General features: G+C 36.8%; 17 protein-coding genes. 5 read left to right on the top strand and 12 right to left on the bottom strand.

The features are described from left to right. The 4 genes from ACLTBU_RS09500 to ACLTBU_RS09485 all read right to left on the bottom strand — a co-directional run bounded on the left by ACLTBU_RS09500 (position 1) and on the right by ACLTBU_RS09485 (position 3,606). Positions 1–1,758, bottom strand: coding sequence for a KHG/KDPG aldolase/sugar kinase fusion protein (locus ACLTBU_RS09500; RefSeq protein WP_412218678.1), 1,758 nt, complete (start codon positions 1,756–1,758; stop codon positions 1–3). A 13-nt stretch (positions 1,759–1,771) separates the two neighbouring features. After that, positions 1,772–2,938 carry a glycoside hydrolase family 88 protein gene (locus ACLTBU_RS09495; protein WP_412218677.1) on the bottom strand — a complete coding sequence of 389 codons (1,167 nt, stop codon included), beginning with the start codon at positions 2,936–2,938 and terminating at the stop codon, positions 1,772–1,774. Positions 2,939–3,137: 199 nt separating this feature from the next. Next, complete coding sequence (locus ACLTBU_RS09490) at positions 3,138–3,407, bottom strand: spore coat protein (RefSeq protein WP_177669077.1); 270 nt, start codon at positions 3,405–3,407, stop codon at positions 3,138–3,140. Positions 3,408–3,420: 13 nt separating this feature from the next. After that, the gene (locus ACLTBU_RS09485) at positions 3,421–3,606 is read right to left on the bottom strand and encodes a hypothetical protein (RefSeq protein WP_177669075.1); all 186 of its coding nucleotides are present in this window, start codon (positions 3,604–3,606) and stop codon (positions 3,421–3,423) included. 241 nt (positions 3,607–3,847) lie between these two features. Here ACLTBU_RS09485 and ACLTBU_RS09480 point away from each other — a divergent pair, with 241 nt between their 5' ends. Then, positions 3,848–5,341 carry a sulfatase-like hydrolase/transferase gene (locus ACLTBU_RS09480; protein ID WP_412218676.1) on the top strand — a complete coding sequence of 498 codons (1,494 nt, stop codon included), beginning with the start codon at positions 3,848–3,850 and terminating at the stop codon, positions 5,339–5,341. A 109-nt stretch (positions 5,342–5,450) separates the two neighbouring features. On the opposite strand, the gene ACLTBU_RS09475 is transcribed toward ACLTBU_RS09480, so the two are convergent. Continuing rightward, the gene (locus tag ACLTBU_RS09475; RefSeq protein WP_412218674.1) at positions 5,451–6,407 is read right to left on the bottom strand and encodes a hypothetical protein; all 957 of its coding nucleotides are present in this window, start codon (positions 6,405–6,407) and stop codon (positions 5,451–5,453) included. Between the two features lie 25 nt (positions 6,408–6,432). Then, positions 6,433–6,756: a hypothetical protein gene (locus ACLTBU_RS09470; protein WP_177669069.1), complete on the bottom strand. Its 324-nt coding sequence runs from the start codon at positions 6,754–6,756 to the stop codon at positions 6,433–6,435. A 327-nt stretch (positions 6,757–7,083) separates the two neighbouring features. Between ACLTBU_RS09470 and ACLTBU_RS09465 the strand changes: the two genes are divergently transcribed. Further along, positions 7,084–7,554, top strand: a complete 471-nt coding sequence (locus ACLTBU_RS09465; protein WP_320650631.1) for a hypothetical protein — start codon at positions 7,084–7,086, stop codon at positions 7,552–7,554. A gap of 55 nt (positions 7,555–7,609) precedes the next feature. On the opposite strand, the gene ACLTBU_RS09460 is transcribed toward ACLTBU_RS09465, so the two are convergent. The 4 genes from ACLTBU_RS09460 to ACLTBU_RS09445 all read right to left on the bottom strand — a co-directional run bounded on the left by ACLTBU_RS09460 (position 7,610) and on the right by ACLTBU_RS09445 (position 8,894). Next, the gene (locus tag ACLTBU_RS09460) at positions 7,610–7,759 is read right to left on the bottom strand and encodes a YvrJ family protein (RefSeq protein ID WP_177669065.1); all 150 of its coding nucleotides are present in this window, start codon (positions 7,757–7,759) and stop codon (positions 7,610–7,612) included. Positions 7,760–7,827: 68 nt separating this feature from the next. Then, positions 7,828–8,058, bottom strand: a complete 231-nt coding sequence (locus tag ACLTBU_RS09455) for a DUF2922 domain-containing protein (RefSeq protein ID WP_177669063.1) — start codon at positions 8,056–8,058, stop codon at positions 7,828–7,830. A gap of 13 nt (positions 8,059–8,071) precedes the next feature. Further along, a complete protein-coding gene (locus ACLTBU_RS09450; RefSeq protein ID WP_177669061.1) occupies positions 8,072–8,269 on the bottom strand; it encodes a hypothetical protein in 198 nt (65 codons plus the stop codon). An 85-nt stretch (positions 8,270–8,354) separates the two neighbouring features. Next, positions 8,355–8,894, bottom strand: a complete 540-nt coding sequence (locus ACLTBU_RS09445; RefSeq protein WP_412218673.1) for a sigma-70 family RNA polymerase sigma factor — start codon at positions 8,892–8,894, stop codon at positions 8,355–8,357. Positions 8,895–9,163: 269 nt separating this feature from the next. Here ACLTBU_RS09445 and ACLTBU_RS09440 point away from each other — a divergent pair, with 269 nt between their 5' ends. The 3 genes from ACLTBU_RS09440 to ACLTBU_RS09430 all read left to right on the top strand — a co-directional run bounded on the left by ACLTBU_RS09440 (position 9,164) and on the right by ACLTBU_RS09430 (position 11,597). Next, the gene (locus ACLTBU_RS09440; RefSeq protein ID WP_177669057.1) at positions 9,164–10,075 is read left to right on the top strand and encodes a hypothetical protein; all 912 of its coding nucleotides are present in this window, start codon (positions 9,164–9,166) and stop codon (positions 10,073–10,075) included. 562 nt (positions 10,076–10,637) lie between these two features. Next, positions 10,638–11,132 carry an N-acetylmuramoyl-L-alanine amidase family protein gene (locus ACLTBU_RS09435; RefSeq protein ID WP_412218672.1) on the top strand — a complete coding sequence of 165 codons (495 nt, stop codon included), beginning with the start codon at positions 10,638–10,640 and terminating at the stop codon, positions 11,130–11,132. 138 nt (positions 11,133–11,270) lie between these two features. Beyond that, positions 11,271–11,597 (top strand): hypothetical protein, encoded by a 327-nt coding sequence (locus tag ACLTBU_RS09430; protein WP_249332156.1) that lies wholly within the window; start codon positions 11,271–11,273, stop codon positions 11,595–11,597. Between the two features lie 1,292 nt (positions 11,598–12,889). Here ACLTBU_RS09430 and ACLTBU_RS09425 read toward each other — a convergent pair. Both ACLTBU_RS09425 and ACLTBU_RS09420 read right to left on the bottom strand, forming a co-directional pair. Continuing rightward, positions 12,890–13,240, bottom strand: a complete 351-nt coding sequence (locus ACLTBU_RS09425) for an SHOCT domain-containing protein (RefSeq protein WP_412218671.1) — start codon at positions 13,238–13,240, stop codon at positions 12,890–12,892. Between the two features lie 341 nt (positions 13,241–13,581). Continuing rightward, positions 13,582–13,758 carry a hypothetical protein gene (locus ACLTBU_RS09420; protein ID WP_412218670.1) on the bottom strand — a complete coding sequence of 59 codons (177 nt, stop codon included), beginning with the start codon at positions 13,756–13,758 and terminating at the stop codon, positions 13,582–13,584. Between the last annotated feature and the right edge of the window lie 151 nt (positions 13,759–13,909).

Genomic DNA, 13,909 nt, shown 5'->3' with positions numbered 1-13,909 from the left:
CTATCGCTGAACTAATCCTTTCCCATTTCCATTCATAAGCGCACAAACTTCTGCTACACTTACTTCATTAAAATCGCCTTCTATCGTATGTTTTAAGCACTCTGACGCTAAGGCAAAGGCAACACTTTCTTGCGGATCATACCCTTTTACTGTGGCATAAATAAGTCCTGCCGCAAAGGCATCTCCCCCACCTACTCTATCCACAATCTGCACGTCATAAAAAGGTGCAAAATAACTCTTTCCTTCTGTATATAAAAGTGCTGATAGACTGTTTAAGCTAGCTGATACAGAATGTCTAATCGTAAGTGCCACTTGTTTAAAGCCATATTTACGTGTCATGGCATAAGCTATGGCACTTAGCCTTGTCTTTTCATCTGCTATTTGGTCTATACGGCCTACTTCCGCCTGACCTTCTACTTCTTCTACTACTAAGTCTAAATCCAGCATGCTTATAGCATGGTGCTCATTCGTCAGGCAGCAATCCACATACTGCATCATTTCTTGTAAAGTACGACTTGCCTCTTCTTTGGTCCAAAGCTTTTCTCTATAATTAAGGTCACACCAAACGGTAATGCCTTTTTCTTGGCATTTTTTACACACTTTAAGCGCTACTCTTGCCACTTCCTCTCCCAGAGCAGGTGTAATACCTGTTATGAAGAAGTGTTTAACACCTTCTAGTGCCTTATCCCAATCCAATTCCTCACTCCTTATGGCACTCATGGCAGAATGGGCTCTATCATAGACGACTTTAGAAGCTCTTTGGGAAGCACCCTTTTCTAAGAAGTAAAGCCCCATACGCTCCCCACCTCTTAAAATAAAGTGAGTATCCACACCATATTTTCTAAGTTCATTCACAGCACTTTGTCCTAAATCATTTTCAGGAAGTTTGGTCATAAAACGGGTATTGAGTCCAAACTGAGCAAGAGATACAACCACATTCGCTTCTGCACCACCGTAGTGCATCTTTAATTGGTGCGCCTGACTAAGCCTTAAATGGTCAGGTGCAGATAAACGAAGGAGCATTTCTCCAAAACCAGCTACAACACCTTCTCCTAAGCCTTCTAGAGTAAGCTGACTTGCCGCACATTCCTCTTTTGTTAAGTGCTGCTGAGCCTCCTGCCCTTGCTTCCCTTTTTGAATGCGTTTAACAGCTTCGGCTGTAAGTTTCGTAATGGCTTTAAAGTCTTTTTGTCGGATTAAATCCTCTTTAACCATCCAGCTCCCACCACATGCAACAATACGTTCATAGCCTAAGTATTCCATCATGGTATCAGGTGTAATACCCCCCGTAGGCATAAAGCTTATTTGCCCATAAGGCGCTGCAAGAGCTTTAATGGTGGCAAGACCTCCTAGCTCTTTAGCTGGGAAGAATTTTACCACCTTTAACCCATGTTCAATGGCCCTTTCAATATCTGAAGCATGAGAACAACCTGGGAAAATAGGTACACCCTTTTGCATGCAATAATTTACAACTTTTTCATTAAACCCTGGGGCAACAATAAAAGCTGCACCACTTGCTAGCGCCTCATCTACTTGTTGTGTATTTAGCACAGTACCTGCGCCTATAAGCATTTGCGGGCATGCCTCTTTCATTCTTCTAATGGCTTCTTCTGCACATACAGTACGGAAAGTCACCTCTGCTAGGTAGAGTCCCCCCTCACATAAAGCTTTCGCAACGGGCACTGCATCTTCTATATGCTCGATTTTAACAACAGGCACCAATTTCGCTTCCTTAATTCTTTCTATTACCTTATGCATGACTCTATCCCCCTTACCAGTAAAGTTCCCAATCTTTAAGACATCTTACGATGGCTTCAAGGTAGTAATAATCACCCCATACTGTACATTCATCTACCCCATTATCACGAACTGTGTTATAAGGTGACTTTTTCGCATAAGTGCCATGTAAAAGCTGCCCATTCGAAGCATCCTCTTCCTTCACTGCATAATGATCGACTAAAGCTTTTAAAATCTTTTTAGCTACACTTGTATAATACGTAGCTTCTTCTTCCCCTAAATATTTACTCATTTCGAGCATACCGCATACAGCAATAGCTGCCGCTGAAGAGTCTTTAGGTTCACTGCTACCATCTGTAAAGTCAAAGTCCCAATAAGGCACTAAATCCTCTGGAAGATGATTAATGAAGAAATCTGTGACATCTTTAAAAAGCCCAATGTAACTTTCCTCTTTTGTATACTTATAACTTAAAGCTAAACCATAAATTCCCCACGCTTGCCCTCTTGCCCAAGCTGAATCATTACGATAGCCCTGTGCTGTTACGCCCTTTACAGGAAGCCCTGTCTCTGGATCAAAGTAATAAGTATGGTAAGTGGAATGATCCTCTCTTACAATATATTTTAAGCAAGTATGAATATGCTTCTTAGCAATGGTCTCATACTTGTGATCACCTGTTACCTCACTTGCCCAGTACAGAAGTGGCAAATTAAGAAGGCAATCTATAATAAGCCTATAATTTTCTTTTGCGCCAAATGGTCCCCATGCCTGAATAAACTCACCCTTTTCTTGGAATCTCCCAATCAGGTTATCTGCTGCCATAAGCGCTGCCTCATACCCTTCCTTAGAACCGACTAATTTGTAAGCGGCTACGCAGGATAAAGAGTAAAGAAAGCCCATATCGTGATGGTCCACTGCTATACGTTTTTCAATACGTTCATGAAAACTATGTACATGCTTAAGTGCAAGCTCTTTAAAACTTTCCTCTCCTGTCATTTCATACATAAGCCAAAGCTCACCTGTATAAAAACCTTCTGTCCAGTCACACTGGCCTGTGCCATGGTACATACCTTTCTGACTTACACAGCTTTTAAACTGCTCGCCTAAGCTCCTTACTGCTTTATATGTTTGATTTTTCCCTCTTACAAGAGCTTCTTGAAGTTCTTTCGTTGTAATCTCTTTATAACACGCTAATCTATTCACTATTTTCCCCTCTTATCTTCATTATGATTAAAATATAAAATAATCCTTCTTTTTTTAAGTCTAGCATACTATAATCTCAATTTCTTGGTATTTACGATTAGAAACATGGCAAATTTTGAACTCTTTTCTGCTCTCTCAATGCCTATACAAAAAAACTGCAAAACCTAAGCTTTGCAGTTTTTTATTCATCTTATTTATTCTAGATATTTTTTACACACTGAGCAAATTTTTGTTTTGCATCATCAATTTTTTGTTGTTCAGCTGTTGGAGTTGGATAAAGACCACGTGCATGCATCATATTGAACACATCTACTTGAATGCTATGTTCTTGTTCAAGACAATGTAAAATAGCATTTCTTACGTTATCATGAACACATTCATTGGCAAAAGTATTATAGTTACCTGTTGCTGCTTTTTCTGCTGAAAGTGCATCTGTTAATATTTCTTTATCAGTATATATTTCTTGCATAATCGAACCTCCATTAATTTAATTGTGCGTATAATGAGTTAAAATGACCTTGATGTTTAGCTGCGATTTCAGTAAATTGTTGTTTAATTTCTGGATCTTGAGTATGCTCTGCTAACATCTGGAACTTTTTAATGAGAAGTTCTTCCTCAGTTAATAAATCTTGAAGTGCTGATAATTCTTTTGCAGATATATGTTCCATAATGAACCTCCTTATCTAAATATCATAATGAGTTTAGTATGTACCTCAACTTAGATAAGATGTATGACTTTGTCTTTTTACAAAAAATGTATTTTTAAAATATATATAATCTTAATATTTCATATATAATATTTTTATACTAAATTATATATATTTTAATTTACTTTCATTAAATTTATACTATAATATTACTAAAAGCATCACTCTTTTTACCTTAATATACATTAAAGGAGATACTTTTATGCCTAAACAATTTATTATGATTATGACAGACACCCAACGCACAGATATGCTAGGCTGCTACGGCAACTCTGGTATGGTAAGCCCTTGTATTGATAGTTTATGTGAAAATGGTATTCGTTTTGATAAAGCTTATACCGCTCAACCTGTATGTGGTCCTGCACGTTCCACACTGTTTACAGGTCTTTATCCTCACAGTAATGGAAGTTGGTCTAACTGTGTAGCACTTGAGTCTACTGTTAAAACCATAGGTCAGCGTCTCACACATGAAAATATTGCTACAGGTTATATTGGTAAATGGCATTTAGATGGCGGAGATTACTTTGGCACAGGTAGATGTCCAGAAGGTTGGAACCCTAAGTACTGGTATGATATGCGTAACTTCTTAGATGAGCTTTCTACCGAAGACCGCATGCGTTCAAGAGATGCAGGAACGATTTGGGAAGGCGATGGCTATGAAGCAGAATTTACTTTTGCGCATAAGTGCTCAAATCGTGCCATTGAATTTATTAAAGAACATCAAGATAAAGACTTCTTCCTTGTTGTTTCTTATGATGAACCACATGGGCCTTTTATCGCTCCTAAAAAATACCCTGAAATGTATAAAGACTATGAATTCCCTGTAAGTGAAAATATCCATGATACACTTGAAAACAAACCTGAACATCATAAAGTATGGGCTGGTGACCGTATCCATCATGACCGCAGTAACCACAAAGTCAAATATCCACTCCTCTTTGGTGCTAACAGCTTTGTTGACTCTGAGATAGGTCGTGTATTAGAGGCTTATAGAACTTATACAAAGGATGCACTTATCCTTTATACCTCTGACCATGGTGATCATTTAGATGCTCACCGCATAGATAGTAAAGGGGCTAGTATGTACGAAGAAATTATACATATTCCTTTTATTTTAAGTGGCACACCTGTTAAAGGAAACAAGGTCGTCAATGAACATGTTGTATCGCATGCTGATGTAGTCCCAACTATTTTAGACTACTTTAATGCAACACCTTATAGTATGTTACAAGGTCATTCTCTCATTAAAGTACTTGATGAACCTACAGCTAAAATTAATGATGCCATTTTCAGTGAATTTGGTCGCTACGAAATCGCTCATGACTCTTTTGGAGGCTTCCAACCTATTCGCTGCATTCGTACAGACCGTTATAAACTCGTGCTTAATCTCCTTTGCACAGATGAGCTTTATGACCTCAAAAAAGACCCTCATGAAATGCACAACTTAATTGACGAACCAGCTACTTCTAAAATCCGTGATGCCCTTCATGACCAGCTCCTTAACTGGATGAATGAAACACGTGACCCCTTTAGAGGTTATTACTGGTCAAGACGTCCTTGGAGAACCGATGCACCACCTGCTACTTGGTACGATTCTTGTATGACAAGACAAAAAGAGCCTGATTATGATGAAGTCAGAGAGTGTGACTATGCTACAGGACTTCCTATTACCAAGGCAACTTATCGTAAATTCTAATCACTTGCAAACTTAAATACTCTAATAAAAAAGTCACTCCCTTTATGAAAGCTTCATAAAGGGAGTGACTTTTTTATTACTCTATACTTACTTTTCTAGGTTCGAAAGCCTAAGCTTCCTCTCCCTCTTCTTCACACTCAGGGCAGCCCCCATTGGTACATGGGCAAGCAAGCATATCTTGATTTGATACATAATTTGCTTTTGTCTTTACTCTGAATTTTCTTGTTTCACATGCTGTACTCTCATCGTCCGCAATTTCAAAGTCTACACAGTTGCAACTTCTCGTATCACAACCACATTGGCAGCTTCCTCCATTTGCACATTCACAATCTCCTGGTGGTAATTGTACAACTTTATAAGCATAAGGACTCTCATATTCATTACCAGCATCATCATATGTTACTTCATATAAAAATACACCTACATTAACGGCTTTATCATGACAAGCCATTTCAAGGTCAAGTTGTACAGAAAGTCTTCTGCCTCTTGATTGAATCGCAACAGCAATAGGATCTTCTGCAATTTTGTGCTCACAAGGCTCAACTGTATATTCATTACAAGTCGGACATTCTTCACAGCAAGCATGTTCTACTGGGGGCTCCCCGCCACAATCTCCTACATTAAGCCTTTTATCCCCTATTGTTTTCCATGTTACCCTTTGCCCATCATATTTATATTTATACTTCATGTCATAAAGTGCAAGTATATCGCCTGTATCTTGGCCTACATAGTCTGCTTCAAAAGACACTGTCTTGTCTTCTCTTGGATTAAGTGTTCCAAATGTCCACATCTTCTCAGTCCCATTTAACTTAAGGTCATCATCATTAGGGTCAAAATCTCCAAATTTTGCAAAAGTATTAGGTGGCATTCTAAAGAAGAATTTACCTAATCTTGCTGTGTTTTGAGCATCATAGTTTTTGGCTGTAAAAGTAAATTTAAAGCGGCAATTTTCTCCTTCTACTGGCTCAATCCCAACGGTCACCACTACGCCTGTTGTTAGCACTTCCTCTACTTCTGGTAAGTCTAGCCTTTCATCCTCTAAGCTTATAACTTTTAATTCTTCCATTCTTCATTCCTCCCCTTTTAAACTTTTAATAAAGATAGTGAGCGAGCATCTTAATGCGAATCTTTTCATCACAAAGTTCGGTAAACAAGAAGTAAAAGTCATCCACATACTTTTCATGAATTTTTCTACAGTATCGGCAACCACCCGTATAGACTTTTTGCGTCTTCATGGCGTATAACCTTCCATCTACATACACTTGTACCCCTACTATAACCTCTCTACAAGGGCATACATCATAAAGATAAACAGGAACGGTGAGCATATGTCCTTCATCATCAATATGAACGCCTGCTTCAACACACTTAATCTCTTCACATGCAGTAAAACTTATATCCTCTACACACCTCACCTTAATCCCCCCACTCGATTAAGTTCACCTTCTCTATACTATATGATTAACACCCAAAATTTGTTCATTTTTCGACATTTTAATATTCCAGATGTTATTTTACTTTTCTATTTCTTATTACTTAGCTCATCAATTCATACTTTATAACAAAAGTTCTTGCTGTATAATTATTCCATATAAAGACTTATTTTACGTGAATATATTGTTAATATTGTATAAATTTTTATATTTTAATTAAATAATATTTTAATTTTTTGTAAAATACTGTATAATAACTTTACAAATATGAAATTCGTTTCATAAATACTAACATTAGGGGGAGTTATTATGAAAAAGAGCACATATTGTGCATTTTTACCTTATTATGACGAGGTAGGGACTAATGCAACGTATTATATTTTAGAAGATGGTTCAAAAGGGGTACACCCTTTTCCGATTAAGCATTTTATTACTGACAAGCTTCATACCTTATGGCTAGATCCACTCATACTTAGACGCCTAAGCCAACAAATTTTACAGATGAGAACTCATGTACCAATCATCCTAAATGCCGATCAGCTCTTTATTCCTATTAAAATCAGGACAAATGTTCCTATGCATGATGGATGCTTAGGCTATGTCCTAACGAGTGCTATCGCCCATTATGACAACTATACCATTACTTTATATAATGGCGCGATCATAAAGACGCTTTCTTCTGCCCCCTATATTACTAAGAAACTCCGTGAAGCTGAACTATTGAACTATCGTTATAAGGAACTTATATTGCAGCATATCTCCCCTAAATCTTATGTCTGACTTATAAAAGCCCATCTGTATAACTCCACGACATGGAATCTTACAGATGGGCCTCTTAACGTTCACGGTTACTTTCTAATACATTGCTAAGATGGGTAATTGTTCCGGCTAGTGTCTCAATCTTTCCCTCAATTCTTATAAGTAAATACATGGATAAGATAATGGGAAAGCCAAAATTACCAATCTGCGTTAATACTTCATTCATTGTTTTATTCCTCCTTTTTTAATAAAGAGCAAGGAAAAAGCTCCCTTGCTCTTTGCCTACTTTAATCTTTACTCCTCACTAAAATCGACTGCATCTACTTGTTGGATCACATATTTTGCACCAACAATAGCATCTACTGCTACCTTCTCTCCAATAGCACCACTTTCTAATGCCTTGTCCATGACTGCTTTAATTTGAGCGCCTGTAATAGACTCTCCTGGGTTGTTAATCGTAATATTTTCTTCTGTCTTGTTAGGTGTACTAAAAGTAAGTACTAGACTTTTCTTTACAATTTCCATTTTTTATTCCTCCTTAGTTTGTTCCTACTAATAGGGTTTCTTGTACTTTGATAATCTCTTCTAGACTTTCAGCATTAAGGCTTCCAATGGCTTCACCTAAGTTATAAAGCCCTTCATCTGTTGCTTGTTGATTACAATGGGAGATGGTTTGTGAACCTTTCATAAATTTTAAGACTACTTTTACTTCTTCAAGTTTACTTGTTACTGCCATTCTCATTTCCTCCTTTGTGGATTTTAATTTTTTCTAAGCACCGGTTGCTTATACTCTATATATACGGACGAGCCCTCAAATTGCGTCATCCTTTCTCGAAGTTTTTTAGTATTCTTCTTTTACGTGATTCTAAAGCCTTATAATTCATGTGATGAGAACTTGCTATATCACCTATCTTAAGTTCTCTTATATAAAAATCTACAAGGAGGTTGTATTCAAACTCTGACAAGCTCTCTAATCCCTTTATAAGATAAGTAGCCCTCTCTTTTCCAATAATACTTTCTTCTACTTGCTGCCCTTCGTCCACTTGGCTTTCCCAAAAATATGCCTCACTACTCTCCTTCATGAGTTCAGGTCTTTTTCTGCACTTATAATCTCTTCCCCATCTATAAAGAACCATCTTAAAATAAGCCTCAAAGCTCATGTTTTGGCACACCTCATAGCACCTAAGCGCTCTTATGAGTAATATGTAACTTTCTTGATATAAATCCTCTCTATCTCCTTCTATGTGTCCAAGTTTATGCGCCCATTTTAGGCATAAGGGCTTCATCTTCTCCCATAGGTATAGCGTATAAGACTGGTCTTCTAAACTCCGTTTAACTAATTCCTCTATCTCACTTTGCATCTGTAACCTTTCCGGCTGCAACCTTTTTGTTTTGCGCTCCTTTACTGTACCGTTTTTTAAGATAGATTAAAAATAGGCAGCTCTAACTACATCCCAAGCACTAAGCTATCTTAAGCGGCTCCACTCTTCCCTGCTTATGCAGTAATATTTAAAGCCTCGTCACTCTTTCTTTTTTGCATTTTTGAAAAAAAGATGACGCCTTTTCATCACCTATCCGTATATAACAGATATAAGCCAAATTAAGAAAAGTGATTTAGGAGGAGATACAAATGCAAATTCTTAGATATTGTCCAGAACTTAATGCCCTTACCGGAAGTGTAACCTCAAGTTTACTCATGTGCCAACTTGAATACTGGTTTGATAAAACAGATCACAAACCTTTTTATAAGTTTCTAAGTCCATGCCAAGATGAGCATTACCACGAGGGCGATAGCTGGACGGAGGAATTAGGCTTTACAAAATCTGAGTTTCGTACAGCTTTTAGCAAAATTGGTAAGGTCTATACGACGAAAACTGCCTACAAAAAGAGCCCCGATAAATTTGAAGGTAAACTTTATCTTTCATACTATGACCGTATTAGAAAACTGACTTATTACATGCGTAACGATGCGCTTATTACCAAACTTCTAAGAGATCACCATTTCGCATTTCCATATTCAAAAGACTATCCTTCTTCACAAACTACTCAACCTTATAATTCTAATCTAAAAGAGTCAGCTTCCCCTAACCAAGTTCCTTATGAAGACATTCTAGAACTTTTTCATACATGTTGCCCTAGCCTTAACCCTATTCGTAAATTGACACCTGGCTGTAAATCCAATTTAGATGCCCTCTATCATAAACTCACCAGCAAAGGGGAAGATGTGCTTGGCTGCCTTAAGAAAGCCTTCACCTTAGTAGAACAGTCTGACTTTCTATGTGGTAGACAAGAAGCAAGTAATTGGAAGGCTGCCTTTGGTTGGATTATACGTCTTGATAAATTCTTTAACATCCTCAGCGGACACTATACGTCTTTCTTGCCTAAACCTACAGCCTCAAGGCTCTCCCCTACTTCCTCCTCTTCCTGTACCTATCCTTCTAGCGTCCCTAAATTTCTTCGCACTTATACACATAACTTTGACATTAAAGAATTAGAAGCAAGAGAACAAGCTTATATAGAGGCTCGGTATGGGCTTTCTTAACATTTTTTAAATTTTTTTATAAATCCGTGACGCATTTTCATGACTTATCCGTATATAGAGTTATGTAAGGGCATGAAACACATCCTAGGCAAAGTGAATCCCCTTACCTCTTGTAAGTTTAAATCTTAGAGTTTATCCCCCCTCTAAACGTTGAGATTTAACTTACCTAACCTTGAGGCTGGAGCTGTGGCAACTCCTACTTCAAGGGGCATCACCCATACATAAGTCTTAAAAAGTTTATCCCTAACTTTGAAATAAATAAGGGCTATCTACCACCTACCTATAGTTTCTCTATGCTACCCCAGCGTCTTAATGTGATAAATGAATGGTCATCCCTTTCACTAAAAGCCTCTGGCAATACCCATTTAGTACTTATAGTCTGGTCTAAGAAATACCTCTAACCTTTCCTATAAGGTATAAACTTTCAATAGGCTTTCATGCTGCCACACACAAAGCTGGTGCATTGCCATTTTTATGAGGGGGAATGGCTTTGCGCCAGCTTTTGCTGCTTTTATATTTTTATCCATCCCTAAATTGAATGAATCCTAAAGGAGATTTCTCTATGCTTATACAACCCCATTATCTTACTTCTAATCCCTACAGCCGCCCACGTCTACCTCTTTACAAGGTTACAAAACTTGTCATCCACTGGGTAGGTAATCCTAAAAGTTCTGCCCTTAGCAACCGTAACTACTTTGAAAATCTTAAGCTAGGTAGGACTAAAACTTATGCTAGTAGCCACTATATTGTGGGGCTAGACGGTGAAGTCATCCAGTGTATCCCTGACAATGAACGTGCTTATCACGCCAAAAGTGCCAATAGCTATAGCTTAGGTATCGAAACTTGCCATCCTGACTGGGAAGGCAAATTTAGTAGCTGCACATACAATGCACTTATAGCCCTTTGTGCTATGCTCTGCCAAAAGTATGGACTTGACCCACGCGAAGACCTTTTAAGACATTATGACATAACAGGTAAATGCTGCCCTAAGTATTATGTAGTTCACCCCGAGGCTTGGACTCAACTTAAAGAGGATGTTCATAAACAAATGTGCTAAAAATAAAACTGGGATTGTTTCTAGACATTCTCAGTTTTATTTTTTATGCCATTCTACATATTTCGACTCTTTTTTGTCACCCTTTTTCTTATTTGTCATATGATATAATTGTAAATAACTTTTTAGGGGGTATTAAATATGAGTTGTAGAAGATGTTGTGGATGTAATAATTGTGGATGTAATGGTTGTGGATGTAATGGTTGTGGCAATAACTCTCGCCGTGGCTGCAGATGTTTAGCTAATGATGTTCAAAAAATTATTAATGACCTTATCGAAGATGTTAAAGATTTAGACGATGCTTTTGATGAACTTCGTGATGAAGGCTGTATTAGAAACGATAACGATAACAATGGCGGATGTAATGGTTGTGGTTGTGGATGCCATTGTGGATGCGGATGCCATCGTGGATGTGGATGCCATCGTGGATGTGGATGCCATCGTGGATGCGGATGCCATCGCTGCTAGATGCTTCTAATTTTTAGCTTCATTTAAATACTTTCTTTCATTTGCCCTATAGGTCCTTATGCACCTATAGGGCCTTTTTTATCTCTAATAATCCTTTGTATACTCTCCCTATCTCTACTCGTTATGCTTATAACTTTATGCATTCTCCTCATCAGTATATTTTTTTTACTTTTTATAACTATATTTTTCATAATTAGACAAATTTTTTATTGTTCTACATCTCTATTATTTTATTATGTATACACTTACCCCTTATATAGGCTTAGTATTCTGTATATTTCGTATATTATTCGAAAATTTTTCTATATCTTTTTCAGCTATTATAGCCTAATAACTCTTATCTTCTAAAGAAAATCAAAAGTTGACTATCTCTTACTTCTATGTTAGCCTTATTTCCGGCCGAAGTAGATAGTAGCGTTAAATTCTAATTCTACTCCATCATATGATCGAGTTACTAATCTTTACTTGCTTTGTTACTAATCTTTACTTGCTTTGTTACTAATCCTTACTTACTTGGTTACTAACCCTTACTTACTTGGTTACTAACCCTTACTTACTTGGTTACTAATCTTTACTTACTCTGTTACTCATCTTTACTTGCTTTGTTACTCATCTTTACTTGCTTTGTTACTCATCTTTACTTGCTTTGTTACTCATCTTTACTTGCTTTGTTACTCATCTTTACTTGCTTTGTTACTCATCTTTACTTGCTTTGTTACTCATCTTTACTTGCTTTGTTACTCATCTTTACTTGCTTTGTTACTCATCTTTACTTGCTTTGTTACTCATCTTTACTTGCTTTGTTACTCATCTTTACTTGCTTTGTTACTCATCTTTACTTGCTTTGTTACTCATCTTTACTTGCTTTGTTACTAGAAGTTTATCTTTTTAATTCTAAATATCAAAATGTCTTTATAAGACAAATATCTCTTAAACTATCCTTATTTTATAGATCATTGTATCTTAATACTTTATTTTATTGAACCCACAATATGCTATAGAGCAGTAAAAGCCTTATAAACTTAATGTTTACAAGGCTTTTATCAACTTTACTTTTCAATCTTCAAGAATGCATCCTCTAAAGCTTGTTTAATAGAGGCTTTACAGGAAAAATACTCTTCCCTAGTATACTTCAGGTCCCCTCCCCTAGAACTTTTAATACAATGAAGCTTTCTCATATTCTCCTTTAAATCTATCATAATGGAGGTCGTATCCACTTGCGGATTATACAATAAATCTTCCATATTCAAAAGGAAAGATTGCCTTGCTTAAATCTATATAATAAAGTTCTACTAGAGTTCTTGAAGTAATTCTTTTTTCTTCTTCTCATACTCTTCTTCTGTGATGAGATTTTTCTCATAAAGACCTTTTAGTTTTTCTAACCTTGATTCCATACTTTCTTTCTCTTGACTGAACTTGTCTATATCTTCTATTTCAATGCTATGTGTAGCAATCCCCTTATCTGAAAAGGCATTAATACCATTCGTCACTGTAATAATAAGTGCCATAACACTCCAAAGCACTCCAAAAGCTCCGAAGGTAGGAATGACAACAAATAATCCTATGGCACAAAATATAATGCCTATAAAAAATCCTACCATAGATTGACTTTTCCCTGGTTTTACTTTAATCTTTTTACTCATGAAAATCCCTCTTTCTATTCTTTTAATTTTATATAATACCTGCGTATGCTCCTTGACTAAATAGGCCTTATCCTTCTCAAATTCATCCTGAATTTTGGGTATAAAAATGCCCCAGAAGTGGCTTAAACATATTCCAGGGGAGTTATACATATTTCATATTTATACTCTATCACTTGTCAAAATATTATTCAATAGTTTAAATCTTATACTTCAATCAGAAACATCTATGACGCCTATCTTGTTGTAGTGGGAATAACTTTAAAGCCTAATAGCCCGGCTACCTTTCCATCTTAAAAATTGCATGGAAAAATAATTCTCCATGCAATTTTTAACCCTCTTAATTATCTACAACAACATCTTGTTGAACAGGATACTTCTCTACAGGGAATTCTCCCTAACTCTCCAATTGCGCGTTCAACTGCTCTGTCTCTCTGACTTCTACATTCTCTTCTAACTTCTCTCCTAACTTCTCTTTCACATTCTCTTCTACAACACTGTTGGTTACATCTACAACACATAGGCTATTCCTCCTCGTTTCATATCGGTAGCACCAAAAGTACCTTCCCCTAATAACCTATGCTATTATCCTAATAAATGACACCATTTGCATGTTATTTATTTAATATTCGACAATTCCATCCATCTTTTCCATTGCATAAGTACTAATGA

The organism is Zhenhengia sp. (assembly GCF_046966505.1).
GTDB classification, from domain to species: domain Bacteria; phylum Bacillota; class Clostridia; order Lachnospirales; family Cellulosilyticaceae; genus Zhenhengia; species Zhenhengia yiwuensis.
Note: the sequence above shows the minus strand (reverse complement) of the source record. Positions and strands in the feature narration are given on the sequence as shown.

What these genes read in the sequence shown, in the direction of transcription:
- ACLTBU_RS09500 (WP_412218678.1), bottom strand. Translation starts at nt 1,758, where the DNA reads ATGCATAAGGTAATAGAAAGAATTAAGGAAGCGAAATTGGTGCCTGTT.
- ACLTBU_RS09490 (WP_177669077.1), bottom strand. Translation starts at nt 3,407, where the DNA reads ATGCAAGAAATATATACTGATAAAGAAATATTAACAGATGCACTTTCA.
- ACLTBU_RS09485 (WP_177669075.1), bottom strand. Translation starts at nt 3,606, where the DNA reads ATGGAACATATATCTGCAAAAGAATTATCAGCACTTCAAGATTTATTA.
- ACLTBU_RS09480 (WP_412218676.1), top strand. Translation starts at nt 3,848, where the DNA reads ATGCCTAAACAATTTATTATGATTATGACAGACACCCAACGCACAGAT.
- ACLTBU_RS09475 (WP_412218674.1), bottom strand. Translation starts at nt 6,407, where the DNA reads ATGGAAGAATTAAAAGTTATAAGCTTAGAGGATGAAAGGCTAGACTTA.
- ACLTBU_RS09465 (WP_320650631.1), top strand. Translation starts at nt 7,084, where the DNA reads ATGAAAAAGAGCACATATTGTGCATTTTTACCTTATTATGACGAGGTA.
- ACLTBU_RS09460 (WP_177669065.1), bottom strand. Translation starts at nt 7,759, where the DNA reads ATGAATGAAGTATTAACGCAGATTGGTAATTTTGGCTTTCCCATTATC.
- ACLTBU_RS09455 (WP_177669063.1), bottom strand. Translation starts at nt 8,058, where the DNA reads ATGGAAATTGTAAAGAAAAGTCTAGTACTTACTTTTAGTACACCTAAC.
- ACLTBU_RS09450 (WP_177669061.1), bottom strand. Translation starts at nt 8,269, where the DNA reads ATGGCAGTAACAAGTAAACTTGAAGAAGTAAAAGTAGTCTTAAAATTT.
- ACLTBU_RS09445 (WP_412218673.1), bottom strand. Translation starts at nt 8,894, where the DNA reads ATGCAAAGTGAGATAGAGGAATTAGTTAAACGGAGTTTAGAAGACCAG.
- ACLTBU_RS09440 (WP_177669057.1), top strand. Translation starts at nt 9,164, where the DNA reads ATGCAAATTCTTAGATATTGTCCAGAACTTAATGCCCTTACCGGAAGT.
- ACLTBU_RS09435 (WP_412218672.1), top strand. Translation starts at nt 10,638, where the DNA reads ATGCTTATACAACCCCATTATCTTACTTCTAATCCCTACAGCCGCCCA.
- ACLTBU_RS09430 (WP_249332156.1), top strand. Translation starts at nt 11,271, where the DNA reads ATGAGTTGTAGAAGATGTTGTGGATGTAATAATTGTGGATGTAATGGT.
- ACLTBU_RS09425 (WP_412218671.1), bottom strand. Translation starts at nt 13,240, where the DNA reads ATGAGTAAAAAGATTAAAGTAAAACCAGGGAAAAGTCAATCTATGGTA.
- ACLTBU_RS09420 (WP_412218670.1), bottom strand. Translation starts at nt 13,758, where the DNA reads ATGTGTTGTAGATGTAACCAACAGTGTTGTAGAAGAGAATGTGAAAGA.